General features: G+C 39.2%; 20 protein-coding genes and 2 pseudogenes. 5 read left to right on the forward strand and 17 right to left on the reverse strand.

Features of this window, described 5'->3' with window-relative positions; all coding sequences use genetic code 11:
- Positions 1-257: 257 nt before the first annotated feature.
- The 5 genes from BTHG_RS11400 to BTHG_RS11420 form a co-directional block, all read right to left on the reverse strand.
- A complete protein-coding gene (locus BTHG_RS11400; protein WP_010676872.1) occupies positions 258-1,295 on the reverse strand; it encodes an aldose epimerase family protein in 1,038 nt (345 codons plus the stop codon).
- A 66-nt stretch (positions 1,296-1,361) separates the two neighbouring features.
- Complete coding sequence (gene galT, locus BTHG_RS11405; RefSeq protein WP_010676873.1) at positions 1,362-2,843, reverse strand: UDP-glucose--hexose-1-phosphate uridylyltransferase; 1,482 nt, start codon at positions 2,841-2,843, stop codon at positions 1,362-1,364.
- Positions 2,840-3,832, reverse strand: coding sequence for a UDP-glucose 4-epimerase GalE (galE, locus tag BTHG_RS11410; protein WP_010676874.1), 993 nt, complete (start codon positions 3,830-3,832; stop codon positions 2,840-2,842). The genes galT and galE overlap by 4 nt, the downstream gene beginning before the upstream one ends.
- Before the next feature lie 46 nt (positions 3,833-3,878).
- Complete coding sequence (locus BTHG_RS11415) at positions 3,879-5,072, reverse strand: galactokinase (protein ID WP_010676875.1); 1,194 nt, start codon at positions 5,070-5,072, stop codon at positions 3,879-3,881.
- Positions 5,073-5,276: 204 nt separating this feature from the next.
- The gene (locus BTHG_RS11420; RefSeq protein ID WP_010676876.1) at positions 5,277-6,101 is read right to left on the reverse strand and encodes a sulfite exporter TauE/SafE family protein; all 825 of its coding nucleotides are present in this window, start codon (positions 6,099-6,101) and stop codon (positions 5,277-5,279) included.
- 184 nt (positions 6,102-6,285) lie between these two features.
- Between BTHG_RS11420 and BTHG_RS11425 the strand changes: the two genes are divergently transcribed.
- The gene (locus BTHG_RS11425) at positions 6,286-7,170 is read left to right on the forward strand and encodes a LysR family transcriptional regulator (protein ID WP_010676877.1); all 885 of its coding nucleotides are present in this window, start codon (positions 6,286-6,288) and stop codon (positions 7,168-7,170) included.
- A 196-nt stretch (positions 7,171-7,366) separates the two neighbouring features.
- On the opposite strand, the gene mgrA is transcribed toward BTHG_RS11425, so the two are convergent.
- Positions 7,367-8,362 carry an L-glyceraldehyde 3-phosphate reductase gene (gene mgrA / locus BTHG_RS11430; RefSeq protein WP_010676878.1) on the reverse strand — a complete coding sequence of 332 codons (996 nt, stop codon included), beginning with the start codon at positions 8,360-8,362 and terminating at the stop codon, positions 7,367-7,369.
- Between the two features lie 112 nt (positions 8,363-8,474).
- The gene (locus BTHG_RS11435; protein ID WP_010676879.1) at positions 8,475-9,971 is read right to left on the reverse strand and encodes a methyl-accepting chemotaxis protein; all 1,497 of its coding nucleotides are present in this window, start codon (positions 9,969-9,971) and stop codon (positions 8,475-8,477) included.
- A 335-nt stretch (positions 9,972-10,306) separates the two neighbouring features.
- On the opposite strand from BTHG_RS11435, the gene BTHG_RS11440 reads away from it, so the two are divergent.
- Both BTHG_RS11440 and BTHG_RS11445 read left to right on the forward strand, forming a co-directional pair.
- Positions 10,307-10,936, forward strand: a complete 630-nt coding sequence (locus tag BTHG_RS11440; protein ID WP_010676880.1) for a hypothetical protein — start codon at positions 10,307-10,309, stop codon at positions 10,934-10,936.
- 30 nt (positions 10,937-10,966) lie between these two features.
- Complete coding sequence (locus BTHG_RS11445) at positions 10,967-11,605, forward strand: hypothetical protein (RefSeq protein ID WP_010676881.1); 639 nt, start codon at positions 10,967-10,969, stop codon at positions 11,603-11,605.
- Positions 11,606-11,693: 88 nt separating this feature from the next.
- On the opposite strand, the gene BTHG_RS11450 is transcribed toward BTHG_RS11445, so the two are convergent.
- Positions 11,694-11,975, reverse strand: a complete 282-nt coding sequence (locus BTHG_RS11450; RefSeq protein ID WP_010676882.1) for a hypothetical protein — start codon at positions 11,973-11,975, stop codon at positions 11,694-11,696.
- 571 nt (positions 11,976-12,546) lie between these two features.
- Here BTHG_RS11450 and BTHG_RS11460 point away from each other — a divergent pair.
- The gene (locus BTHG_RS11460) at positions 12,547-12,741 is read left to right on the forward strand and encodes a Fur-regulated basic protein FbpA (RefSeq protein ID WP_010676883.1); all 195 of its coding nucleotides are present in this window, start codon (positions 12,547-12,549) and stop codon (positions 12,739-12,741) included.
- Between the two features lie 168 nt (positions 12,742-12,909).
- On the opposite strand, the gene prfB is transcribed toward BTHG_RS11460, so the two are convergent.
- From prfB to BTHG_RS27935, 6 genes and pseudogenes are all read right to left on the reverse strand, one after another.
- Positions 12,910-14,011, reverse strand: a protein-coding gene (gene prfB, locus BTHG_RS11465) for a peptide chain release factor 2 (protein WP_148361201.1) whose coding sequence is annotated in 2 segments (ribosomal slippage) — positions 12,910-13,938 and positions 13,940-14,011 — 1,101 coding nt in all. Because the reading frame shifts where the segments join, the coding sequence is not laid out codon by codon here.
- A gap of 152 nt (positions 14,012-14,163) precedes the next feature.
- Complete coding sequence (gene secA / locus BTHG_RS11470; protein WP_010676885.1) at positions 14,164-16,677, reverse strand: preprotein translocase subunit SecA; 2,514 nt, start codon at positions 16,675-16,677, stop codon at positions 14,164-14,166.
- A gap of 310 nt (positions 16,678-16,987) precedes the next feature.
- Positions 16,988-17,442 (reverse strand): annotated as a pseudogene (locus tag BTHG_RS24730) (SRPBCC family protein).
- 228 nt (positions 17,443-17,670) lie between these two features.
- Positions 17,671-18,738: a GGDEF domain-containing protein gene (locus BTHG_RS11480; protein WP_083849086.1), complete on the reverse strand. Its 1,068-nt coding sequence runs from the start codon at positions 18,736-18,738 to the stop codon at positions 17,671-17,673.
- 172 nt (positions 18,739-18,910) lie between these two features.
- The gene (gene hpf, locus BTHG_RS11485) at positions 18,911-19,468 is read right to left on the reverse strand and encodes a ribosome hibernation-promoting factor, HPF/YfiA family (protein WP_010676887.1); all 558 of its coding nucleotides are present in this window, start codon (positions 19,466-19,468) and stop codon (positions 18,911-18,913) included.
- 542 nt (positions 19,469-20,010) lie between these two features.
- Positions 20,011-20,114, reverse strand: a pseudogene (locus BTHG_RS27935) (winged helix-turn-helix transcriptional regulator); the annotation flags it as partial.
- A 233-nt stretch (positions 20,115-20,347) separates the two neighbouring features.
- Between BTHG_RS27935 and BTHG_RS11490 the strand changes: the two are divergent.
- A complete protein-coding gene (locus tag BTHG_RS11490; protein WP_010676888.1) occupies positions 20,348-21,721 on the forward strand; it encodes a hypothetical protein in 1,374 nt (457 codons plus the stop codon).
- 345 nt (positions 21,722-22,066) lie between these two features.
- On the opposite strand, the gene BTHG_RS11495 is transcribed toward BTHG_RS11490, so the two are convergent.
- The 3 genes from BTHG_RS11495 to BTHG_RS11505 all read right to left on the reverse strand — a co-directional run bounded on the left by BTHG_RS11495 (position 22,067) and on the right by BTHG_RS11505 (position 24,643).
- On the reverse strand, positions 22,067-22,738 hold the full coding sequence (locus BTHG_RS11495; RefSeq protein ID WP_010676889.1) for a hypothetical protein: 672 nt from the start codon (positions 22,736-22,738) through the stop codon (positions 22,067-22,069).
- A gap of 39 nt (positions 22,739-22,777) precedes the next feature.
- Positions 22,778-23,863 carry an SPFH domain-containing protein gene (locus BTHG_RS11500; RefSeq protein WP_010676890.1) on the reverse strand — a complete coding sequence of 362 codons (1,086 nt, stop codon included), beginning with the start codon at positions 23,861-23,863 and terminating at the stop codon, positions 22,778-22,780.
- Positions 23,864-23,968: 105 nt separating this feature from the next.
- Complete coding sequence (locus BTHG_RS11505; protein WP_010676891.1) at positions 23,969-24,643, reverse strand: hypothetical protein; 675 nt, start codon at positions 24,641-24,643, stop codon at positions 23,969-23,971.
- Between the last annotated feature and the right edge of the window lie 22 nt (positions 24,644-24,665).

The raw sequence follows: 24,665 nt of genomic DNA on the forward strand, positions 1-24,665 counted from the left end.
TCTCCCAGATGATATTTGCGTCTTTCCCATCAGATTTGCGTCTTCCAGTTGATATTTGCGTCTTTTCCTCCGGATTTGCGTCTCCCGGTTGATATTTGCGTCTTTCCCATCAGATTTGCGTCTTCCGGATGATATTTGCGTCTTCCGCACACGATATTTGCAGTTTCGCACACGGATTTACATCCCACCCAAGTCGTCATTTCCAGAATTTCATCAGCTTCCTGCTCACAAGGGACCAGGAGAACCGTCCCTCTGGCTCACCCTTGGTTCACAAATGTGTATTTTGTTTCCCAATGGTATTGTTCGTCCTTTTTGGTTACGACGGATGGGAAGTTTGGGTGGTGAATGGCGTCTGGTAATCCTTGTGTCTCTAGGCAAACACCTAGGTATGGTCGAGCTTCGCCACCTCGCATGTTGAAGCCTTTTAGCGTGTTACTTGTGTAAACGACGACTGCTGGTTGGTTTGTTTCAACAACAAGGCGACGACCAGATGCCTCATCATATAGGTGAACGACTTTTTCGTCTAGCATAAATGGATGGTCATAGCCCTGGCCAACTAGTGCAATTTGTTCGTCATTTGATTTCGGTCCATCACTGATTTTTCTACCATTTTGAAAATCAAAAACGGTTCCTGTAACATCAAGGAGTTTGCCGGTTGGTAGAAATTCTTCGTCCAGTTCAAGAAACTTACTACTTTTTATCGTAAGCTCATGATCAAGTACGTCATTTTTGACATCACCTGATAGATTAAAATACGCATGGTTTGTAATGTTAAGAAGGGTGTCTGCATCCGGAACGCCTTTTGCTGAAATCACAAACTCATTTTCTTTATTAAGTGTATAAGTAACAGTCATTTCAACGGTTCCAGGGTAACCCCCTTCACCATCTTCACTACGATATTTGAACTCAACACCGACTCTATTTTCTTCATTCAAAATCTTTGAGTCCCACACTACCTTGCTAAATCCTTTTACCCCACCATGGATATGGTTATTGTTTTCATTTTGGTCAAGGGAATACGTTTCACCGTTTAGTTCAAATTGTCCGCCTCTGGTACGACCTGCGGTACGACCGACAATTGCGCCTTGGTAGCTAGTATCAGCAAGATACCCTTCAAGGTCGTCAAAACCAAGTACGACATTTTCCAGGTTACCATTTCGGTCTGGTGCGAGAATTTCTGTGATAATGCAGCCATAGTCAATGCAAGTCACAGTTAGCCCATTGTTATTTTTTAATGTAAATGCTTGAACCTCTTGATTTTCGAATGCTCCGTAATGATATGCAGTAACTTCCATATTCGTAATCTCCTATCTATTTTATAAAATGCCTTTTTTCGCCTAGGTTACAGCATATGTATCCTATTATTTAGTAAACTTTTCTATAAATCTCTTAAACGCCGTTTGGCCTGCTTCATCGCGTTTGTATACGCCAGCATCCTCGAGCACACGCATGAACTTTTTACCAACTTCGCGTTTAACAAGTTCATGAACGTCCTCTTTTGTTGGAGTATACGCTTTCAGCTCTTCTGCCCATTCCTGATGAATTGGATTGACTGAGTCGGTTTCACCGATTACGTATTTTTCAACCTCTAACAACTCGGTTTTCAGTCGAGCTGGCAATACCGCTAACCCCATCACCTCGATTAACCCGATGTTTTCCTTTTTAATATGATGCACATCGGCGTGAGGATGAAAAATGCCTAATGGATGCTCGTCGTTTGTGCGGTTGTTACGAAGCACAAGGTCGAGCTCGTATTTTCCGTTTCGTTTCCGGGCGATTGGTGTAATCGTATTATGCGGCGTGTCATCTGTGAACGCAATGATATCAACCACTGGGTCACTGTATGCGCGCCAAGACTGTAAAATATGGTCTCCCGCTTCAACCAAGGCATCTCTGTCACTACTTCTTAGGCGAAGGACAGACATCGGCCATTTTACGGTTGAACATTCAACATTACTGAAACGATTCCATGTGAATTTTATATCATCCTCCGCTTTCGCCATCGCAAAATCATAATTTCCACCCTGATAATGATCATGGGTTAAAATCGAACCTCCCACAATCGGAATATCCGCATTTGAACCAATGAAGTAGTGTGGAAATTTTTCAACAAAGCCTAACAGACGTGCAAATGTTTCCTGACTGATTTTCATATCACGATGCTCTTCACAAAGCAAAATACAATGCTCGTTGTAGTACACATATGGCGAGTACTGCAAATACCAGTTTTCGCCATGTAGTGGAACCGGGATAATGCGGTGGTTGGAGCGAGCCGGATGACCGATGCGGCCCGCATACCCTTCATTTTCCACACAGAGCAAGCATTTTGGATATTTCTCACCGGTGGTTTTTGTTTCTTTTTCAAGTGCAATTTGCTTTGGATCCTTTTCCGGCTTTGACAAATTAACCGTGATATCAAGCTCGCCGTACTTTGTTTCCACCTTATATTCAATATTTTTTTCGATTCGCTTCATTTGGATATAGTTGCTATTCTTACTTAACTCATAAAAATAGTTCGTCGCGGCAACCGGATCTTTTTGATGCAGCTCGTAAAAATGACGTGTGACCGCGGACGGAAGTGGAATCATCGTGTTCATAATTTTGCTTGCGAGAATTTCTTTTGCATCAAAATAGTCCTCAATGATGCCATTCTCACAAGCATAATCCACCAATTCCTCAACCAACGTTGGGATGTCTTTTTGGGGTGAGGCAGTTGGCTCAAAGTCCTCAAGCCCAAGTAAGGACAAAACCTGATTACGAACGTAAACACTGTCTTCTTTTTCAATGAGTCCGACTTTGGCGGCTTGCTCCGTTAGCTGTTGTACACTGCCGTAAATATTCATTGCTCATCATATCCATTTGGATGATTGACATGCCAATTCCAAGCATCCTTAATAATTTCGTTGATAGACGTGCTCTTTGGCTCCCAGCCAAGCACTTCCTTCGCCTTTCCAGAAGATGCAATAAGAATGCTTGGGTCACCAGCACGGCGCTCCCCAATTTTTACTGGAATGTCACGCTCTGTCACTTCTTTTGCGGCCTCAACCATTTCTTTTACAGAGAATCCACTGTTGCTTCCAAGGTTAAAATAGTTGCTGTCTCCACCATTTTGGAGGTATTTTAACGCTAAAATATGCGCATTGATGAGGTCCTCGACATGGATGTAATCACGGATACATGTGCCATCTGGAGTGTCATAGTCTTCACCGAAAATTGTAATGAAATCTCTTTTTCCTAATGCTGCTTGTAAAATAACCGGGATTAAGTGTGTTTCAGGATCATGGTCCTCACCAATTTCACCAGTTGCACGTGCACCTGCCACGTTGAAATAGCGAAGTGACACAAATTTGATGTCATGCGCAATCTCAGACCACTTCATCATTTTTTCCATCGCAAGCTTTGTTTCGCCATACGTGTTCGTTGGAACCGTTGGCATGTCTTCTGTGATTGGTACTTGCTTAGGCTCACCATAAGTTGCAGCAGTTGATGAAAAGACAATGGATTTGACATTGTTGTTTTTCATTGTTTCAAGGACAACTTGAGTTCCAAACACGTTATTATCGTAGTATTTTAACGGATCAACCATTGACTCACCAACAAGGGAATTCGCTGCAAAATGGATGACCGCGTCAATGTTTTCTTTTTCAAAAACGGATTGTAGAAAAGCTCGGTCACGAATGTCACCTTGATAGAACTTCGCCTTTGGGTGAACCGCATCCTTATGACCTGTTTGAAGATTGTCAACGACCACAACGTCCTCATTTGCGTCAATTAATTGATAAACGGCATGTGAGCCAATATAACCCGCTCCACCTAAAACTAAAATACTCATTTTGATTCGCTCCTTTTGGGACAGTACTTTCTCGTCCCATCCTATTTTAAAGGGTCAGTAAACCTGTCCCCATGTCCCGCAGTTCTTTCGCACCATCGCCAATGCTCACTTCATAGAAGGATGCTGGATAGCCAATGGTTTCTTCGTAAATTTTCCCGATAGTTTCGATGATCTCTTGCGCTTTGTCTTTTTCAACCAGGGCAATGGCACAGCCACCGAAGCCAGCACCTGTCATACGCGCACCGAGCACACCATCTTGAGCCCACGCTGTTTCTGCAAGTGTATCAAGTTCCTTGCCAGTCACTTCATAATCATCACGTAATGAAAGATGTGACGCATTTAGTAAACGGCCGAATTCTGTAAGGTCCCCCGCTTTTAGCGCCTTAAGAGCCTCTAGTGTTCTTTCGTTTTCATATACCGCATGCTTCGCACGTTTCTGTAGAGTTCCATTCTCGATTAGATGCTTGTGCTGTTCGAATTGCTCACTTGTGATGTTACCGAGCGCTTGAACGTCTAGTTCCTTTTGAAGTTGGACAAGTGCCTGTTCACATTCACTACGGCGCTCATTGTATTTTGACTCCGCAAGCTCACGGCGCTTGTTCGTATTCATGATTAAAATAAGATGTTCGTCTAGCTCGATTGGTGCGTATTCATACTTTAATGTATCACAATCTAGTAAAATTCCTGCATTCTTCTTACCCATTCCGATTGCAAATTGATCCATGATACCGGTATTGACACCAATAAACTTATTTTCCACAATTTGACCAATTTTTACAAGTTCAACGCGGTCAATCGTAAGGTCGAATAATTTTTCAAACATCACACCAGACACGAGCTCAATCGAAGCAGAGGAAGAAAGGCCGGCTGCATTCGGGATGTTACCGTAAAAAAGAACGTCCACACCAGTTGAGATATTATAACCATGTTCACGCAAGTAGCGGAGCATGCCCTTCGGATAATTTGCCCAATCGTGAGCCTTATTGTAATCAAGATTAGAAAGGTCGAACTCAATCACACCAAGGCCCTCAAAGTTCATCGAGTACATTCTAATTTTGTCATCTTGTCGTTTTCTTGCAAGCGCATACGTTCCTTTCGTGATGGAAGCCGGAAACACATGACCGCCATTGTAGTCGGTATGCTCACCAATGAGGTTGATGCGCCCAGGAGCGAAGAAAGTTCTGTAATCGCTTTCGTTAAAGACTTCTATAAATCTATCAGAAACTTGTTTAAAATCCATGATTTGCCTCCCATTAATTCGTATCTATCTCCATTGTAGAAGGCTAAGTAAAAAACGTCAATAAGTTTTAGTTAAAGTTTTACTAAAACTTTTGTGGTGGGGGGCTATTCTCCTGCGCCAAGGGGACGGTTCTCCTGGTACCCAAAAGTCTGAATTGAGTGACAAAAAGGAGCCACAGGAACCGTCCCTGTGGCTCTGTGGCTCTTAATGAAAATACATTCTAAATCCAATGATAATCAGCAAAAAGGATAGCATTTGCATAATGACTCTGCTTGGTATTTTTTGCGAGAGATAGACTCCTATTTGTGAGCCAATGATAATCCCAGCTCCCCCGAATGCGACGATCATCCAATCGATATTCCCGTGCCATACTTGAAGTAAAACACCTACAGAAGAATACAAGCATAGGGAAAAGATAGAGGTTGCGGTAGCGATATGAGTTGGAACACGAAAGATGTATACCAAAATCGGAACAAGCATCCAGCCTCCACCAATCCCAAGATAGCTTGAGAGAATTCCCATGAAAAAACCAAGCGGAATGAGCCACTTGGCACTTAATCTTGTATTTACTTGAAGAGTAGAGGTGAGGTTAGTGGTTAATTCCCCCGTTGCTGCGGCTTCATTTATCACTTCCTTAGTCACATTCTTCTTTTTTAGCAAATTTGTATTTTTTATCACTAAAAAGAAGCCTAAAAAGACGAGTACACTAGCAAAGAAAAAATAAAAATAAGAAGAAGAGTAGGTTTGAAGAAGCTTCACACCGATAAATGACCCTGGGAACGCACCTATTCCTAACTTGATTCCTGTGCGGTAATCAATTCGATTTTGTTTTGCATATCCAAAAACACCAGACAATGAGTTAATTAGTACAATGACTAGTCCTGTTCCTGCAGCAATAATGGGATCGATATGAAAGAGTAGCAAAAGTGCCGGTACAAACAGAAAGCCTCCTCCAGCCCCAACAATTGCCCCATAACCACCGGCAAATATCCCAATTGCCACGAGTAAAACACCTGTTACGATATCCATTATTACGTTCCCCCTATGTATGACTCCCTATTAACCTATCAAACTTTCTAGTTGTAGTAAAATAACAATGTATAATAGGGCATAACAAAACGTAATATTGCTTACGATGTAGAATACTATGTCCACATTCTTATATAATGAAAAAAATGCTACGATTGAAATGGCGGTTAAAAGGGGGCATACCATGAACATTGAGAATTTTAAACTCTTTTGCCTCGTGGTTGAAGAGGGGAGTATCACGAATGCTGCCCGAATGAGTTATATCTCTCAACCAGCTGTTACTAAAAAAATAAGCCAGCTTGAAAATGAGTATGGTACCCTGCTTTTTGAGAGAAACGGCGGGAAACTTGAACTAACAAACGCTGGGGAGGTTCTCTATCCATATGCGAAAGAAGTTATTGAAAATGTCAAAAGATCATTTGATGCTGTTCAAAAAATGATAGGCAATGAGGGTGTAAATTTACATATAGGCGCAAGCTTAACGATTGGTGAATATCTATTACCTCAGATTCTCGGAACGATAAAAAGAGCATATCCAAATATAACGTTCAGTCTAACAATAGGGAATACCCCACATATGATTGCATTGCTAGAAAATAATGAAATTGATATTGCTCTGGTAGAAAGTCATGTAGAAAATCCAATTTTAACAATTGAAAAATTTGCCGAAGATGAGCTGATTTTAGTCACTTCGAATGAACACCGATGGAAGTATCGCAATTCAATAGAAATAAGTGAATTGGTCGATGAAAAAATGATTTGGCGGGAACCTGAATCTGGTTCTCGTTTGATTGTTGAAAATTACCTTCGTGACTATGGAATCCTAGAGGACATTGAGAGTGAAATGGAACTTGGCAGTATTCAATCTATCAAAAGTGCTGTCGAAGCAGGTCTAGGGATCAGCATTCTCCCGAGGATTACAGTCTTGAAGGAACTTGAACTAGGAACATTGCGTCAAGTCAATGTGACCAACTTTTCACTCACGCGGACACTATGGTTGGTTCAAAAACCTCACCGTTTCCCAAAAATAGGCTTGCAACATTTCATTGATTTTATCCGGAATCATTAGGGGAACCAAGGGGACGGTTCTCCTGGTCCCCAAAAATCTGAATTAAGTGACAAAAGGGAGCCACGAGAACCGTCCCTCTGGCCCAAAAGGGTACCACAGGAACCGTCCCTCTGGCCCTGGCCACCTCTGGCCCAACATAAAAGAGGAGCAACCTATGCAGGTTACTCCCCTTTTATTATGCGCTTTAGTAGTATGGCTAGTTTTGGTTTAAGATATGCTCGATTTTGGTTAATTCTTCTTCTGTAAAGGATAGGTTTTGTAGGGCAGCTACGTTATCCTCGACCTGACTCACCTTACTTGCTCCTACTAACGCTGATGTTACACGACCCTCACGGAGAACCCATGCTAGTGCCATTTGTGCGAGGCTTTGTCCTCTCTCAACTGCTACTTCGTTTAATTGTTGGATTTTTTTCAACACATCTTCTGTGATTTGATCTTTTTTCAGGAATGTGTTTTCCTTTGCCGCTCTTGAATCAGTTGGGATACCGCCAAGATATTTATTGCTTAACAATCCTTGGGCCATAGGAGAAAATACGATGGAGCCTACGCCATTTTCAGTTAACACATCCTGCAGGCCATCCTCAATCCAGCGGTCAAACATTGAATATCTTGGTTGATGAATGAGCAATGGTGTGCCTAGTTGTTTTAAAATGCGAATGGCTTCCAATGTTTGCGTTGGATTATAGTTAGAAATCCCGACGTACAATGCTTTGCCTTGTCGTACGATTTGGTCAAGGGCACCCATTGTTTCCTCAAGTGGTGTGTTCGGGTCTGGACGGTGTGAGTAAAAAATATCAACATACTCAAGGCCCATTCGTTTTAAGCTTTGATCAAGGCTGGAAATCAGATATTTTCTTGAACCCCAGTCTCCATATGGTCCTTCCCACATATGGTAGCCTGCCTTCGTGGAAATCACCATTTCATCACGGTATGGCGCAAAATCTTGTTTCATCATCTTTCCAAACATTTCTTCTGCACTACCTGGCGGTGGACCGTAATTGTTCGCCAAGTCAAAGTGGGTAATTCCAAGGTCAAAGGCCCTTCTTAAGATGTTTCGACCATTTTCAAACGAGTCGACACCCCCGAAATTATGCCATAACCCTAAAGAGATGGCTGGTAACAATAACCCGGACTTGCCCACACGATTATACTTCATTTCATGATAACGACTTTCATTTGCTTGATAAACCATATGTATCCCCTTTCATTTCTTGTTTTTACCATTTTACTACAATAAAACAGCATGGTCACTGTTTTTAATCACAAAACAGGGCGGCCCTTTATGAGAGCCACCCCCGTTAAGTCTATTTTTCTTTAAAAATCTCCATCAGTTCAGCCGTTGCATCATCTGTGTTTTGAACATACGAAACAAGGTTCTGCATTTGATCGTTCTGGTTCTCAATGGAGGCTGTAATTTCCTCAAGCGATGCAGTTGTTTGTTCAATGATTGCTGCAAATTCACTAACGGATGTTTCAATGGAAACAGAAGAGTTCCCGATTTGGTTCGAGATTTTTTCAAAATGCTTCACTGTTTCATTTAACTCAGAAACAGTGTCATCGATTACCGTGAATACCCCTTTTGTATCCTTCGTAAGCTTGACACTCTCGTCCATTTTTTCTGCGTTTTCCGTCATTTGCTTTTGCGTTAAAGTGGTGCTTTCGTTTACCTCTTTTAAATTCTCGGAAATGAGGTTTGCTGTGTTAGATGTTACCTCCGAAAGCTTGCGAATTTCAGATGCTACGACCGCAAATCCTTTGCCACTATCACCCGCTCTAGCTGCTTCGATTGATGCATTCAACGCAAGCAAATTCGTTTGTGATGCGATTTCCTGAATACGGTCCGTAAAACCGTTTGTCTCATTAATTTTTTCAACTAAAAGATTCATTGTCTCAGACATTGAATTTACGGAAGCCTGGAAGTCCGTGATTTTTGAGAGTAAAAGCTCAATCGTTTCGTTTCCATTGTCAGCCGCTTGATTCGCATTTTCTGTTTGAAGGCTCAGGTGATTTGACCCTTTTACAAGTTCTTGCACAATTTTATTAAGGTCCTCAATCGACTCGGTGATGGTTGACGCTGCCTCATTTTGCGTATTCATTCCAGATGAGATTTCAGAAACGGCGATTGTCATCTCATTAAAGGAATGCATTTGCTCCTCACCTTGGCGACGGATGTTTGTAATGTTCTCACTGATTGTCTGTGAATTCTCCTCAAGCTGTGCAGCATGCTGCTTTCTCATTTCTAACAGTTGCTCGGTATGCTTATGAGTCTCCTGAATATCCTGAGTTAATCGCCCTGTAACTAAGCTTTGGAAAAACAACGTCGCAATAATTATCGCAAAAATCATATAGTAGATGATAATTTCCTTCGGTGCATAGCCAAACTCCTGACCTCTTGTTACAAAAAATAAAACCGTCAACGTAATCGCACATGCTACCCCAAAGAATAGCGTTTGTCGCTTATTGTAGATTGCAACCGTTGTCAATAAGTATAAAGGCAAAAGAATAATGGGCGGTGATTGCGAACTTAACATAATGACGAAAAGAACGGATGTAATCCCAACCATCGCAATGTAAGGTAAAGCAGATAAAAATAACTTCCGGTAAACAAGTGAAAAAAAGATGGATAAAAAAACCGCCCCACCAATGGCAATCGTGAGGATCATGTGAAGTGGCTGCTGAATCGAAACCTCTACAATGATTGCTAGAATGATAGAAATAAGTGAAACAATACCAACCAATTTGTTTTTGCGGATAAGGTCTTCCCTTTTTAAATCTTCGATGGATAAAATGGTTTCATTCATTAAATTGTCCCCCAATTGTTTATCTTCCTCTATTTTACATTTTTTTCATATAAATGAACAGACATTCACCATGGAAATTTTTGTTTAAACAAACGTTTGTTTAAACGACTTTTTCGTGTTCAATCAAACGTTTGTTTAGCAGTTGGGACTTACAGTCACAAGAGGTTGAGAATTCAATCAAACGTTTGTTTGAATTAAAATGTAGAAGTCAAACAAACGATTGTTTGAGGGGTATGTTCGGTAAAAAATATGCTTGTCACCACGATTAAATTTAAACCGTATATTAACCCACCATTTGTGTTAGCTTAAGTAAAAAATGCCTTAGGAGGAGTTGTATGCAAAAATCTGCATTTGCGCTATTGTTGCTATTCATGATGGTTCTTTCTGCTTGTTCTGGTGATAAGGAAGAAAACAAAGCAACTAAGGACAAGGAATCAACGGAAGAAACTCAAGATGAACAGATTAATGTGGACAAGGGTCTAATTAATGTCGAAGTCACACTGCCCGCATCCATGTTTGAAGGGCAGGATATTGATAAGGTTATTGCCGATGCAAAGGCAGAGGGAGTGAAAGAAGTTACCAAAAATGAGGATGGCTCCCTGACATATAAAATGTCGAAGGCGAAACATAAAGAAATGATGAAAGACATGGAAACATCGATAAACGAAACGATTGAAGACATGAAAACGGGTGAAGATTATGTGTCAATCAAGGATGTTACCCATAACAAAGATTTCACAGAGTTCACCTTAGTAGTTGATAAATCGGCATACGAAAATAGTATGGACGGTTTTGCTGTATTTGGTCTTGGAATCTCAGGTGCCTATTATCAAATGTTTAATGGTGTTAGTGAAGACGATTATCAAGTAACCATATCGGTAAAAGACCAGGCTACAGGTGAGGTATTTGATAAAGTTGTGTACCCAGATGATTTAGAAAAAGAAAATACCGAAGAAACAGAATAAAGCATAAATAAAGTTAGAGGAGGAAGAAATGTGATTACCCATTTCAAACTGATTGCAATCGGATTTTTGTCCATTTTTTTACTAGTAGCATGTGGACAAGATACAAAGGACATCGAGGTAAAAGAGGATGAGCCTCAACAAGAACAAGCTGAGACAGAAAAAGCTGATGATACGGAGAAAAAGGAAAACACGGAATCAAAACTCGGTTCAAGATCTAACCCTGTACCGTTTCAGAAAACGGCAACTGTGGATGATGAGCTTTATAATGACCAAGGAGATGCCTTCGCGATCAAATTTGATTTAACGGTTTTAGAAGTAACTCGTGGTGAAGAAGCATTCAATAAGCTGAAAGGGATGAATGAGTATAACGAGCCTGCCCCTGAAGGATATGAGTGGGTGTTGGCAAAAACAAAAGTAAAATTTGTTGAATCTGAAACGCAAGATATCCCACTTTTTATTGATGGTGTCATGAATTTTACCATGGTAAGTGAAAGTGGCGATATTTTTAGCGGCGATGTTTATGCAGTCACAGATCCTGATTTTAGTTTTGAAATGTATGTAGGGAATGAAAAAGAAGGCTATATTTCAGGTCTAGTCAAAACAGGAGAAAAGGCACAGCTTCGATATGAGGAATTCTTAGGTGGAAATGTCTTCTTTAATTTGCAGTAACACACAAAAAGCAGGCTAGACGTAGTCTGCTTTTTTATTTTCACATAAAAAAGAACCGAAAAAAGATCCGGTTCTTTATCGTAAATGATTATTTTTTCTTAAATTCATTGTAAAGAGCAACAATAATATCAATGTTATTATCAATAAAGTTTAGACGTTCTCTTGAAACCTGTGTCCACTCATCAGATAAATGGCTGGTCGATAAAATATGTCGAAGGCTGAAAGAATAGGTCTGATTCAATTCTGAAATGACATAGCTAACGCCAGTATGTTGTGACTTACTCACAATGCTATCGATATCCTTCTTTAACCAGTCTGGTGCCAATTCAACAGCTCGCTTTAAAAGTTGTTCATATTCTTCATTAAACATGATTTTTACTCCTTATGTGAGTTTTCTTCATCTATCATACAACTACAATAATTATACCGCTAATGCAAAATTAGACAAACTAAATAATCGATTTTTTTGCAGATAAAATAAATGACTGATACTGCTATGAATTCATTACAAGTTTTTCATTTATTAAAAAGGGGTAACAATTCATTTAAGAGTTGGTAATTCCAGATATATCGACAATTTATAAAGAATCGCTGCACTATAATAACAAGTAGTAAAGGTGAATTTTGTAGTAATCAAATTTCAATACTACATACAGTAAAAGTTCAGACCCTCAAACTAACTTCAGTATCTTTAGCACCTTTTCCTGTCATTTGCTTTTATCGGAAAAGGACAAATGATGGAGGAATTTTATCATGGCCATAGTTAGCTACGTAAGCATATATCTCTTCGGTTCTATTTGTATAATTGGGCTGATGAATACGATTTTTAATCTAGTAAGTGAGACAAATACTAGAATCAATGAGGAAAGCGAATCTAAATAGATAGATTATGCAATTGCTAATATTAGAGAACAGTCTTTTTCGAAACAGAGGTGATAAAAATGGGAACTTTTCTACGATATGCGGTGCAGGTAAAAAAGAAAGACCTTATTAACAAGCTAATTAAACGAGGCATTTATAAAAAAAATGACAAACATCTGTATGAATTAACGTTGAGTGAACTTGAAAAAGAGTATGAAGTATATGACGTTACGAATGACCTTGTGGCTATTTCAGAAGAAAGATCAAATCCTTAGGATCCATCCAACTGTAGTTTGGCCAATAATTTAAATTTATAGCTGTTAGCCATGACTTATTGAACAATAACCTTCTCTTCTGGCTGTTATTCCACTTTTTCGGCCAATAGCACTACCTCACAAAAAATGCACATTAAAAAGGGCAGCCCACGGCTGCCCTCCAACATATTAATTCAACTTCGATCTCAAATACGCATCAATAAACAAATCAATTTCGCCGTCCATGACGCTTCCTGTATTACCAACCTCTACATTTGTACGGTGGTCTTTCACCATGGAGTATGGGTGGAAGACGTAGGAACGGATTTGGCTGCCCCAGCCGATTTCCTTTTGTTCACCACGGATTTCGTCTAGTTCGGCTTGCTGTTTTTCAATTTCGACCTGATACAATTTAGACTTTAACATTTTCATTGCTTGTTCGCGGTTTTTGATTTGGGAACGCTCGTTTTGACACGTTACAACTGTATTCGTTGGTAAGTGGGTGATACGAACGGCAGAGTCGGTGGTGTTAATGTGCTGACCGCCCGCTCCACTTGCGCGGTACGTATCAATTTTTAAATCTTCACTGCGAATTTCGATTTCGATGTCATCACTAAACTCTGGCATAACTTCACACGATACGAATGAGGTGTGACGGCGACCTGATGAGTCGAACGGTGAAATCCGTACAAGACGATGTACCCCTTTTTCAGCCTTCAAATAACCATAAGCATTGTGACCTTTGATTAAAAGGGTCACACTCTTAATTCCCGCTTCATCTCCTGGAAGATAGTCAAGTGTCTCCACTTTGAAGCCCCTTTTCTCGGCCCAACGAGTGTACATGCGAAGAAGCATGGAACCCCAGTCTTGTGATTCCGTACCACCTGCACCTGGGTGGAGCTCTAAGATTGCATTATTTTTATCATAAGGTTCGCTTAAAAGAAGCTGTAGCTCAAATTCGCTTACGCTCTTCGACAATTCCTGGATTTCCTCGTCTAGTTCAGCCTGTAAATCTGCATCTGGCTCTTCCTTCACAAGCTGATAGGTTAGCTCAAGATTCTCATAGGAATCATGTAGGTTTGTAAATTCAACTACCTGATCTTTTAATGCATTTGCTTCATTAATAATCGTTTGTGCTGCATTCTGGTCATTCCAGAAGTCAGGCATTGACATCATTTCGTCAAGCTCCGTGATGCGCGCTTGTTTGGTCTCTAAGTCAAAGAGACCCCCTGAAGCCCGCTAATTTCTTAGCCATTTTATCTAGTTCATGCTTAATTTCTACTAATTCCATAATCTTTCCTCCAAGATGTAATGTGTATTTTCTATCATTAGCTTACTCACTTTTTCAGGATTAGACCCATTTTTTCGAAGGAAAAGGTGAGAGCCATCTCTCACCTATCCAAACGTTATGATTTGGGACAAGGAACCTGTCCCCATGTCCCATTATTTACCGTGACAGTTTTTGAATTTTTTACCGCTACCGCAGTAACATGGGTCGTTACGGCCGATGTTAACTGCTTTTTGAACAGGGCGTTTCTTCGGCTTTTCATCTTCGCCGCCTTCTTTTGGCTGAACAGCCTGGCCCTTCGCTACTTCTTCACGTTGAAGATTGTTGCGAATTTGTGCTTTCATCACGAATTTTGCAACATCGTCTTCGATGGAAGCAACCATGTTTTCAAACATCGCAAAGCCTTCAAATTGGTATTCGCGAAGTGGGTCGTTTTGACCGTACGCACGTAAATGAATACCTTGACGAAGCTGATCCATTTGGTCGATGTGGTCCATCCATTTGCTATCAACAGAACGAAGTACAACTACACGCTCGAATTCACGCATTTGTTCTGGTTCAATTTGAGCTTCTTTTTCATCATAGCGCTCTTTGACTTTTGCAAAGATAAGCTCGGACATTTCTTCTGGTTCTTTTCCACGTAGGTCGTTCTCATTTATGTCGCCTTCATTTAATAGGTTTGCATTGACATAATCAACGATACCTTTGTAGTTCCAGTCTTCCTCCACCTCATCCTTTGGTGTATGGGCATTAATAACTCGGTCTAGAGAAGACTTAATCATATTTTCAACAACATCACGAAGATTCTCGGAATCAAGAACCTCGAAACGCTGTTTGTAAATAACCTCACGTTGCTGACGAAGGACATCGTCATATTGTAAAAGTTGTTTACGAGCATCAAAGTTATTACCCTCAACGCGTTTTTGTGCAGACTCAACCGCTCTTGAGACCATTTTACTTTGAATTGGCTGGGTATCATCCATGCCAAGACGCTCCATCATATTTTTCATATTATCAGAACCAAAACGACGCATCAGCTCATCTTCCATTGAAAGATAGAACTGTGTGACACCTGGATCCCCTTGACGACCAGAACGTCCACGAAGCTGGTTGTCGATACGACGGCTCTCATGTCGCTCTGTACCGATAACAGCAAGACCGCCAAGTTCTGTAACACCTTCGCCAAGCTTGATGTCAGTACCACGACCAGCCATGTTTGTTGCGATTGTTACCGCACCTTTTTGACCCGCTTGCTCAATGATTTCAGCCTCACGTGCGTGGTTTTTCGCGTTCAAGACATTATGCTTAACGCCTTTTTTCAATAAGTACTTCGAAATAATTTCAGACGTTTCAATCGCAACTGTACCAACTAAGACAGGTTGTCCTTTCGCATGGCGCTCAGCGATATCCTCCGCAACCGCGCGGAACTTGCCCTCAATGGATTTATAAATTAAATCAGGACGGTCATCACGCGCAATCGGACGATTCGTTGGAATTACAACAACGTTCATATTGTAAATGTTGCGGAATTCCTCTTCCTCTGTCTTTGCAGTACCCGTCATACCTGAAAGTTTCTCATACATACGGAAATAGTTTTGGAACGTAATTGTCGCAAGCGTCATACTTTCATTTTGAATTTCGACGCCTTCCTTCGCCTCAATTGCTTGGTGAAGGCCTTCACTATAACGACGTCCCTTCATGAGACGACCTGTGAATTGGTCAACGATGACAATTTGATCTTCTTCAACGACATAGTCAATGTCACGATGCATACTTGCATTCGCTTTTAACGCTTGGTTGATATGGTGAATCAACGCCACATTTGAAATATCAAACAGGTTTTCAACGCCAAACACTCTCTCAGCCTTTGTAATCCCCTCTTCAGTAAGCTGAACACCTTTCGTTTTTTCATCATAGGTGTAGTCTTCTTCTTTTTTAAGAGTGGTTACAAATCCGTTTGCTTGAACGTATAGTGATGTTGATTTTTGAGCGGAACCGGAAATGATCAAAGGCGTACGCGCTTCATCGATGAGGATTGAGTCAACCTCGTCAATCACGGCAAAATAAAGCGGACGCTGCACCATTTGTTCCTTATAAAGGACCATGTTATCACGTAAGTAGTCAAAACCGAATTCATTGTTCGTACCATACGTAATATCAGCGCGGTATGCTTCAATTTTTTCCTCACGAGACATCGAGTTTAAGTTCAACCCTACAGTTAAGCCTAGGAATTCGTAAAGCTGACCCATCTCGTGGGCGTCACGGCTTGCAAGATATTCGTTGACCGTAACAACGTGAACACCTTTACCAGTAATCGCGTTCAAATAAACAGGCATTGTGGAAGTTAAGGTTTTACCTTCCCCAGTTTTCATCTCAGAAATATTTCCTTCGTGCAGGGAAATACCCCCCATGAGCTGAACGCGGTATGGATGAAGACCCAAGACACGCTTCGCTCCTTCACGAACAACAGCGAAAGCTTCAACTAGTAAATCATCAAGTTTTTCACCTTTTTGATATCGTTCCTTGAACTCTTCGGTTTTGTTGCGAAGGGCCTCATCAGAAAGCTTCTCCACTTCAGGATGAAGAGCCTCAATTTTATCGGCAAGTGTTTCCAAGCGCTTGATTGTGCGTTTGTTTGGATCAAAAACTTTGTTTAAAATTCCAAGCATTATGTACGCTCCTCTATCGTAAAATTCACATCAACTCTGGGCTGAATGATTTTCTAGAAAACTTTAATGAAATAAATATCTTCTATTTTACCACTAAATAGGACAAGGGTAAAATATTATCAAGTTTCGCGATGTGAGGGGTTTCGACAATAATGAAAAGTACAAACTATTATAAGATGAAGTTTTTTTAGCATTATGGTTTTTGAGTGTATATAAGCTGAAAATATCAATAAATGAATAAAAGCCTGCATATTTTCAGCATATTAATGATTTTGGGTAAATAAACAAACGGACCAGTTAGTTGAACAAATTAATTTATGTCTTCTGCAATTCTTTTTAATTCTTTCGCACGAGAAATGATAAAGTTAGTCATATACTTTTCCAAAAATAATTTATCCGCAATAATTCCAATTGGTCCAAAAGGGGGCTTATATTCAAATGTATCAATCATTATCGTCCCACCTTTTTTTCTATGAATTGATGGGTATGTGTAAAAGAACTAAAAGCTCCTTTTACCATAACGTCAACAAAAACGGTGGGCTTTTCCATATGAATGATTTTTGCTGTTAATCTTTGTTTAATACCAAAGTGAGTAGCTTCCCAAGTAACGGTATCTCCCTTTTCTAACAACCCCTGCGTGACTCCATCAATAGCTTTTTCCTTAGTTTTAGCAGTAGTTTTAGTATGTATTTCTACGTTTCTTGCAAGGTCAAAACATACATCCACAGGTGCTTGGATAAATTGCTTATGCTTAATAATAGGCATACGCTATCTCCTTTGTAAGAACATTTTTTTTCATAGTTACTATTCCGCTCTTCTGCCCCGTTTGCTTAATAAAGAATTCAATAAAAAAGTGCTTAATCCTTCTTAAATCAATACACCCGTTACTTGAATAGAAAAATTAAAATTATTGAGTAGGTTTCTTTGTCTTTTTACTAATAAATAACTCTTTAATAAATGCACCTAAACCCAAAAAAGTACCCCGTAGGATACTTAAATTGCATAACTTATTTGATTCCGGCCATTTTGTTTGGACGCATATAAAGAGTTGTCTGCTTTTTCGATGGCTTGATAGAGTTGTGTCGGGTGTGTGAGCTCGGAAACGCCAATTGATACTGTGATTGTGAGCTTTTTGTTTTCCGCATAAAAAGGTGTTGACTCAATCCCGCTGCGAATATCAGAAACAATCTTCATTAACTGTTCCTTCGAATCCGCCTCTAAACATAAAATGAATTCCTCGCCACCATACCTTCCGAGTAGAGACTTCTGGGATGGGATGATTTTACCTAAGGTTACTGCGACATTTTTTAAAACCATATCACCATTCAAATGTCCGAACGTATCATTGATTTTTTTAAAATAATCAATATCAATCATCACAATGTAGTTCTTCTGGTCGTACGAACTCTTTTTAATACGATTTTCAAAATAACGCATATTATAAAGCCCTGTTAGAGGGTCACGTTCTGCATAAAACCGAAGCTTTCGCTTAAGCTCGACTTCCCGGTTCAGCTGAAAAATGAAAAAATACAGGATTAGCGCGGACACCTGGAGTGCCAACAGTCGAACCATATAAATCTCTTTAAAAACGTCAACCCCATTTGGCACGAGAAAAAGAATCGGTATATCCGATATGAGCCAGCAAATCGTCATTAACATGAACAAGGTACCGGGTCCTGGCATCGCTTTTTCTTTTTTATAAAAAAGAAGGGCCAGGAATACGGGTAATATCATGCCGAAAAACACGCCTGGCAAAGCTCCCACTCCACCTAAGCCAAGCCTCCAGCTAACCGCTATGAGTAGGGCAGGAATCGCATGCTTCCATCCCAACAAAAGAGAAAATATCACCAAAGGCACAAGACGAAGGTCAAACTGATAATCCCCATAGCGAATAGGCAAATAGAAAAGCGTAACTACGCTTGCCGATGTGATGATGAGAACGCTTGCGGAAAAGAGGTACTTGTTTATCATTTTTCGATTCGATACTAATATACTAATGCATAGATACATGAACAATATGATTGCGATATTGGAAAGAGTGGATTGCAAAATAGTCGTCATCAGGATCCCTGCTTTATTTTATAATCAATTGTGAGAGTTGTCCCTCAATTGTATTATCTACGATGTGGAAGGAAATGTCATGAGGGTTTTCCCCTATTTTAATAGGAAAAAGTTCCTGAAATCAAAGAGACACAGCCTAAGGAATAGACTGTGCTCTCAAAATATAGTTTATTTAGCTTGGTTCAATAATACCGTATTTGCCATCTTTACGGCGATACACGACATTTGTTGTATTGGTTTCAGCGTTTGTGAAAACGAAGAAATTGTGGCCAAGCATATTCATTTGTAGAATCGCTTCTTCACTATCCATCGGTTTCAAATCAAAACGCTTTGTACGAACTAATTCGTAATCTTCGTCTTCGATGTCCTGAACCGCAGTAGCTGTAGCAGCTCCACCATTTCCAAACATCGTTTTAGTAGAACCTTTTTCACGAAGCTTACGATTGACTTTTGTTTTATGTTTACGGATTTGACGCTCTAGCTTATCGGTCACAATGTCGATTGCCGCATACATGTCTTCATGAGATTCCTCTGCACGAAGTAAGAGCTGTGGCATCGGAATCGTAACCTCTATTTTATGATCCTTTGCATTATTCACTTTTAAGTTAACATTTACGTTTGCATCTGGAGTGTTGTCAAAATAGCGTTCAAGCTTTCCGAGTTTCTTCTCAACATACTCTCGCAATGCTGGAGTTACCTCAATGTTTTCACCACGAACGTTGTAATTCATACATGAACTCCTCCTTTTAACTTCGACTAGCAATCGCCAGTCATTATAATGCATTGGACACAGCCAAGACCCTTTTTAGGGTATCCAACCTGTGTAACAATATAACCTTATCTGATTTAAGGTTATAATAACTAATTCTACATATCCCTCCCCAATTCCTCCTTTTTTGTAAAGGAATTATGAAGAAATTGTGAATTGTGGGACGAAAGGGACAGGTTCGTTGTCCCAGCTGGGTTGTGGCCTTGGGACACAGGGACAGGTACATTGTCCCACAAAAAGTTGGACATAGTCACCCCTTCTGCTCCTCTTAATCTGCTATTAATGTAAATTTGTAAACAATATGTGTAGGTGTAGAAATATATGCATGTCTAAGGTGAGTTATGAATGGTTCTTGTGTGGTTTCCAAAGTGAGAGTGTTTGAAGAATTCTTCAGTAGTAGTATGTCCAAATATTGGGTTTATAAGTACCCTTTTTCAGATGACATAAAAAATTGATTAGCGTTTATCTAAGGATTCTATTTTCTAGCTAAAGGATTTTTCCCCAAGCAAGCTTTCGCCTAATTCTGTTAATGAATACTCCACTCTGGGAGGAACTCGGGATAGACCCTCAGATGAACACCAGCTTCCTCTAACTCCCTAGCCTGGATCGTTAACACTTTATATGTAGTTTTTTAAAAATAGTCGTTTGACTTCATTAATCCTTTACTATCTAATAAATCTCCCCACTACTAAATAACTCTAATTTGCAAAATTTATATAAAAATAGCTTCTACTATTTACTCATTCATTCTCCCTTACATTACAAAATAGAGTATTTTAACTAAACTAGTTCATAATAACAATGAACTTTTCTTTTAAATATAAGAAAGGAGCATTCACTTTGCTTGTAAAAATTTACGGTTTCTTTATTCCTATTATTTTATTCGGTTTCATATCAACCTCAAATGCAGCAAGTGCAGAAAAAACATTAAATCTTGATCTTCCTACTTCAAATGGAACTATATTAATGAACATTCAGGAAAACACGACTAATGGTATTAAATTTAAAAATACCTCTGAAAAAAATTATTATAATCGAATAAGAGATATCGTGTATACGTACGAGATTGGAACAACACCCACTTCCTACTTAAAAATATCCAAAAGAATGGTTGATAATGATGATTATTTTGTTTTTACAACATTGGAGAATCATAGTAGTAAACCAATTGATTTGACTGTCACTTTTCCTATTGCAGAAACGGGCTATTACTCCTTGGATTCGTTTGATCGGTACAGGACTGGCCCAAGAATCAATGATGATATTAATGCTGATTTAACCACAAATCCGTTTGGTTTATTAACAACTTATAAGGACAAAAAATTTCTTTCCAATCTTATGGTAGGTAAAATATATCACTCTAAGGAAATCACGGAAAAGTATGAAGACGGCAGGCAAAGTATCATGAGAGAGCTCATCACCGAAAATCAAAACTTTGAAATTGATGCGAAAAAGGATGCACTTTTTCTAAAAATGGATTTGAAGTCCGATGGTGAGGATATCATGGACCATTGGTTATTAGCCTCTGAAAAACCATTATTTGAATCAGATAAAACATATGAAAATTGGATGGTAACCTACCGTAAAAAACGGTATAAAAATAACAGCTGGTACACAGCAGATGGTCCGTACTCAAAAGTAGTGAAGTCGGCTGAACCAGCACCAAAATCACAATTACAATACGCACGAAATTTACTAACTGTTCGCGAAGATATCGCATTGTCAAAGTACAAAGAAACTAGGGAAAGATATTTTTATGATATTCTTCTTAATTCAATTGCGAATCTCAAGATTTTTAAAGGTGGAAAAGACTTTTGGGAGACGGAATATACAAGTTATTGGTTGCATCAAAAATACGGAATCGAAGCACCTTATATCGATACTCGTCATAATGAAGGGGTTGCATTATTTCTGGAGGAAGTGGGCAGGTTGTTGGATTTCCCTGAACTGACAAACGCGTTAACCAATTATGCAGATTTCCTAGTAAACCAAATAGAAAACGGGTATGTAGTCCAGGTTGGGCCAAATGCCTATTTAATAAGTGATTATTTCACGTATCACCAGAAAACTGACAAGACACATAGTTCCTTAAACCATGTACTAGGTGGCATGAATCTACTTCTTGAAACATATCAAAAAACGGGAGATGAAAATATCTTACCGCTGCTACCTATGTTCAGAATGGTATCGACAAAATTGGCACTGACTGGCTAACCGATAAAGGGGATACTTGGTACCAAATTAATCCAGATTATACTTTTCAAGGTGAGGATTACACCTTATTAACATTAACAGACTTACTGAAATCATTAGAACTATGGAAAAAAATCGATAAGAACCGAACAGAGATTTTTGAAACCTTAATTAGATCAAAAGCAAATTACTTAATTGAGGAAGATATTAGCTTTTCAAAAGAAGTAATTAAACGTCTTCAATCAAGTGGATTTAAGGATATTTTGAAAAAAGCGGGATAAACCTTGACGTGTTCTACGTGGGGTTTATCCCGCTTTTATAAAGTGGAGGCATTCAAACAATGGATAATTGTTTTCTTAACAACTATCAGTTTGTGACGATTGATTTAATCTTGATTTCTCTTTGTCTAATGAGTCCTTCAATTGATGTTAGTTTTTGAAGTAGTTCTTCTTCAGATGTAGTACTTACTAATCCCATAATTTGCTGTCTTATGGAATATTCGAGATCCGCAGTATTTGGATTTGAAATTATTTGTCCATATCTTAATAGTTCAATCACTTCTTCAATTTTTTTATTGTACTTTTTTGCAACAGAAGTGCTTTTAAATTGTTCAAGAATCGCAATATTTTCTTTAACGAAACTTATATTTTTCCGTTCAGTTGCCATTTGCTCTTCTGTATGCTTGTTCATTAATAGATTTGAAAATAAGACAAAAAGATAAATGCCAAGTAGGATAAAGTAAAGGACAAAAGTTACTTTTACAGAAGCAAATTCAAAAATCACAACGGCTAACGTAAGTATGAATGAAGCAATGAAATAAACAACAGATAAATAGATAACAGGATACCCTAGTACCACATCTGTACGTTTATTCCGTAAATAGTTTGCAAAGAAAACAGCAAGAACGTAGGACACATGTAAAAATGCGAAACCTACCCACTGAACATCTGATATTGGGTTAATTAAAAGAAAGAAAACAACATCGAAAACAACGATAAAAATGGAATTTAATATCCACCACAAAGTAGTACTGTTCATTTCTTTACTCCCTTATAAAGTTAATTTAAGAAAATCCACTTACACTTGCTTTGTTCCACACTCGCCACAAAACTTAGCTGTGGAAGAAATAGGAGCTTGACAATTTTTACAAGGCACTTGCATTTCTTGAAGCTGTGTTCCACATTCTCCACAAAATTTTGTAGTTAAAGGATTCTCCGCCTGACAGTTCGTACATTTCTTCGTCGCAGGTGCCTGTGGAGTTGGCTCCTTCACGGGTGCATACTGATTTAATCCACCACGATGGACTTCATTCGTCATGCCACCCATTAATGGAAGTGAGGAGAAGCCCATCCCCATCGCTGCACCTGCAGCAGCAATGCCACCTGCTCCTTCGTTTGTGACCATACCTTTCATAATGTCTACCGATTGTTGGGCTTGCCAATTATCGCCAAGAATACCCATAACAGCACGATTGGCGTACGCTTCTTCAAGCTTTAATCGATTTGGATCATCATCAGGAATATCAATAGCACTTATGTAAAAGTTAACTAATGTAACACCGTATTCATCAAGTACTTCTTCCAAAGAATTGAATAGCTTTGCCGCAATTGTTTCTTTTTCGGTAGCAATATCAAGAATTTCTCTACCACTATCCCGAATCGTTCTAGCAATCTCGTCTTTTATAAACTGTAAAAACGCGCTACGAAAATACGAATTTATTTCTTCCGTTGTAAAATATTGAATATTATTTCCGATTAACTTTAACAAAAACTTTTTAGAATCTTTTATTTGAATGGAATAAGATCCTCTTGCTTTTATTTTCGTCTGTAATTTATACACAGGATCTCTTAATTGAATTGGAGAATCAGTACCCCAGAACAGTTCTAGCTTATGTACTTTATTAATAAAGTAGACTTTACAATGAAAAGCACTTGTCCCGCCAGAAAACATATTACGGAAACGAGAAATAAATGGATAGTTACTAGTTTGTAACGTATATTTTCCACCATCAAATGTTTGTTCAATTACGCCATCTTTATAAAATAACGCCTCTTCCGATTCAGCAACAATAAGCTGTGTTCCATTATTGAAATCCTCGCCGTGAAACTTCCAAGCAAGCACATCACCAGGTCCATCATTTTTAATCACACTATATAATTGCATCTTAAAACCCCCTTTAATGAAATTATCCTTAAAAACAGAAAAGGGGCTTGTCCCGAGGTCCAAGCCCTCACTTGGAGGCGGACGCCCGGGGACAGCCCCTATCGATTATGCACTTTTCTTTTCACGAAGTAAGTTTTTCATGCCACGAATTTGTGGTTCAACTGTAACGGAATCACGGATTGCACATTCCATACTGGTAGCCCCAGAAGTCGTAAGTTTAAAGATTTCAAGGTTGAATGTCTCCTCTTTCTTCGTCCGGCTATCCAGATAAGTTGTTGACGTAGATGAAGTAGATACGGAAACAACATCACGATAAAAGTACTCGTCCGTACTTTCATTTTTCTCATCTTCAATAAAAGAAAAACTGTACTTGTAAAAATACACCTGCTGTTCACTGAAGAAAAATGTCATGATATCATGGTTTGAACTTCGTACAAAACCATCTTTTCCTGCCTTAGTCAAATACGGCTTACCAATTCTACTAAATCTTGGACCATGAATAACAATTGGTTCAATCAAGTTGACTTCATCAGGATCCACACCTAATTTATCGTACCCTTTTTGTATAGCGAGACTAGCTTCCTTTTCAACTAAAGCATCGATCTCCGCGTCTGTAGGACGCCCTTTTATTTTGAAGAATAAGTACGCTACAGGAATTGCAATAATGATAATACCAACTACTGGTGAAGCTGCTAAAAAGATAAGACCAATAATAATAGCAATAATCGAGAACTTCCAATTAATTGGTTCAAAGTAACGTTTATTACGTTTAAAATCCATGACCATTTCCCCTTTTATATAA

Source organism: Bacillus timonensis, from assembly GCF_000285535.1.
Lineage (GTDB): Bacteria > Bacillota > Bacilli > Bacillales > Bacillaceae_L > Ferdinandcohnia > Ferdinandcohnia timonensis.

What these genes read in the sequence shown, in the direction of transcription:
- BTHG_RS11460 (WP_010676883.1), top strand. Translation starts at nt 12,547, where the DNA reads ATGGGAACTTTTCTACGATATGCGGTGCAGGTAAAAAAGAAAGACCTT.
- BTHG_RS11480 (WP_083849086.1), bottom strand. Translation starts at nt 18,738, where the DNA reads ATGACGACTATTTTGCAATCCACTCTTTCCAATATCGCAATCATATTG.
- BTHG_RS11420 (WP_010676876.1), bottom strand. Translation starts at nt 6,101, where the DNA reads ATGGATATCGTAACAGGTGTTTTACTCGTGGCAATTGGGATATTTGCC.
- BTHG_RS11450 (WP_010676882.1), bottom strand. Translation starts at nt 11,975, where the DNA reads ATGTTTAATGAAGAATATGAACAACTTTTAAAGCGAGCTGTTGAATTG.
- hpf (WP_010676887.1), bottom strand. Translation starts at nt 19,468, where the DNA reads ATGAATTACAACGTTCGTGGTGAAAACATTGAGGTAACTCCAGCATTG.
- BTHG_RS11400 (WP_010676872.1), bottom strand. Translation starts at nt 1,295, where the DNA reads ATGGAAGTTACTGCATATCATTACGGAGCATTCGAAAATCAAGAGGTT.
- BTHG_RS11440 (WP_010676880.1), top strand. Translation starts at nt 10,307, where the DNA reads ATGCAAAAATCTGCATTTGCGCTATTGTTGCTATTCATGATGGTTCTT.
- BTHG_RS11505 (WP_010676891.1), bottom strand. Translation starts at nt 24,643, where the DNA reads ATGGATTTTAAACGTAATAAACGTTACTTTGAACCAATTAATTGGAAG.
- BTHG_RS11500 (WP_010676890.1), bottom strand. Translation starts at nt 23,863, where the DNA reads ATGCAATTATATAGTGTGATTAAAAATGATGGACCTGGTGATGTGCTT.
- secA (WP_010676885.1), bottom strand. Translation starts at nt 16,677, where the DNA reads ATGCTTGGAATTTTAAACAAAGTTTTTGATCCAAACAAACGCACAATC.
- BTHG_RS11435 (WP_010676879.1), bottom strand. Translation starts at nt 9,971, where the DNA reads ATGAATGAAACCATTTTATCCATCGAAGATTTAAAAAGGGAAGACCTT.
- galT (WP_010676873.1), bottom strand. Translation starts at nt 2,843, where the DNA reads ATGAATATTTACGGCAGTGTACAACAGCTAACGGAGCAAGCCGCCAAA.
- BTHG_RS11495 (WP_010676889.1), bottom strand. Translation starts at nt 22,738, where the DNA reads ATGAACAGTACTACTTTGTGGTGGATATTAAATTCCATTTTTATCGTT.
- BTHG_RS11425 (WP_010676877.1), top strand. Translation starts at nt 6,286, where the DNA reads ATGAACATTGAGAATTTTAAACTCTTTTGCCTCGTGGTTGAAGAGGGG.
- mgrA (WP_010676878.1), bottom strand. Translation starts at nt 8,362, where the DNA reads ATGGTTTATCAAGCAAATGAAAGTCGTTATCATGAAATGAAGTATAAT.
- galE (WP_010676874.1), bottom strand. Translation starts at nt 3,832, where the DNA reads ATGAGTATTTTAGTTTTAGGTGGAGCGGGTTATATTGGCTCACATGCC.
- BTHG_RS11415 (WP_010676875.1), bottom strand. Translation starts at nt 5,072, where the DNA reads ATGGATTTTAAACAAGTTTCTGATAGATTTATAGAAGTCTTTAACGAA.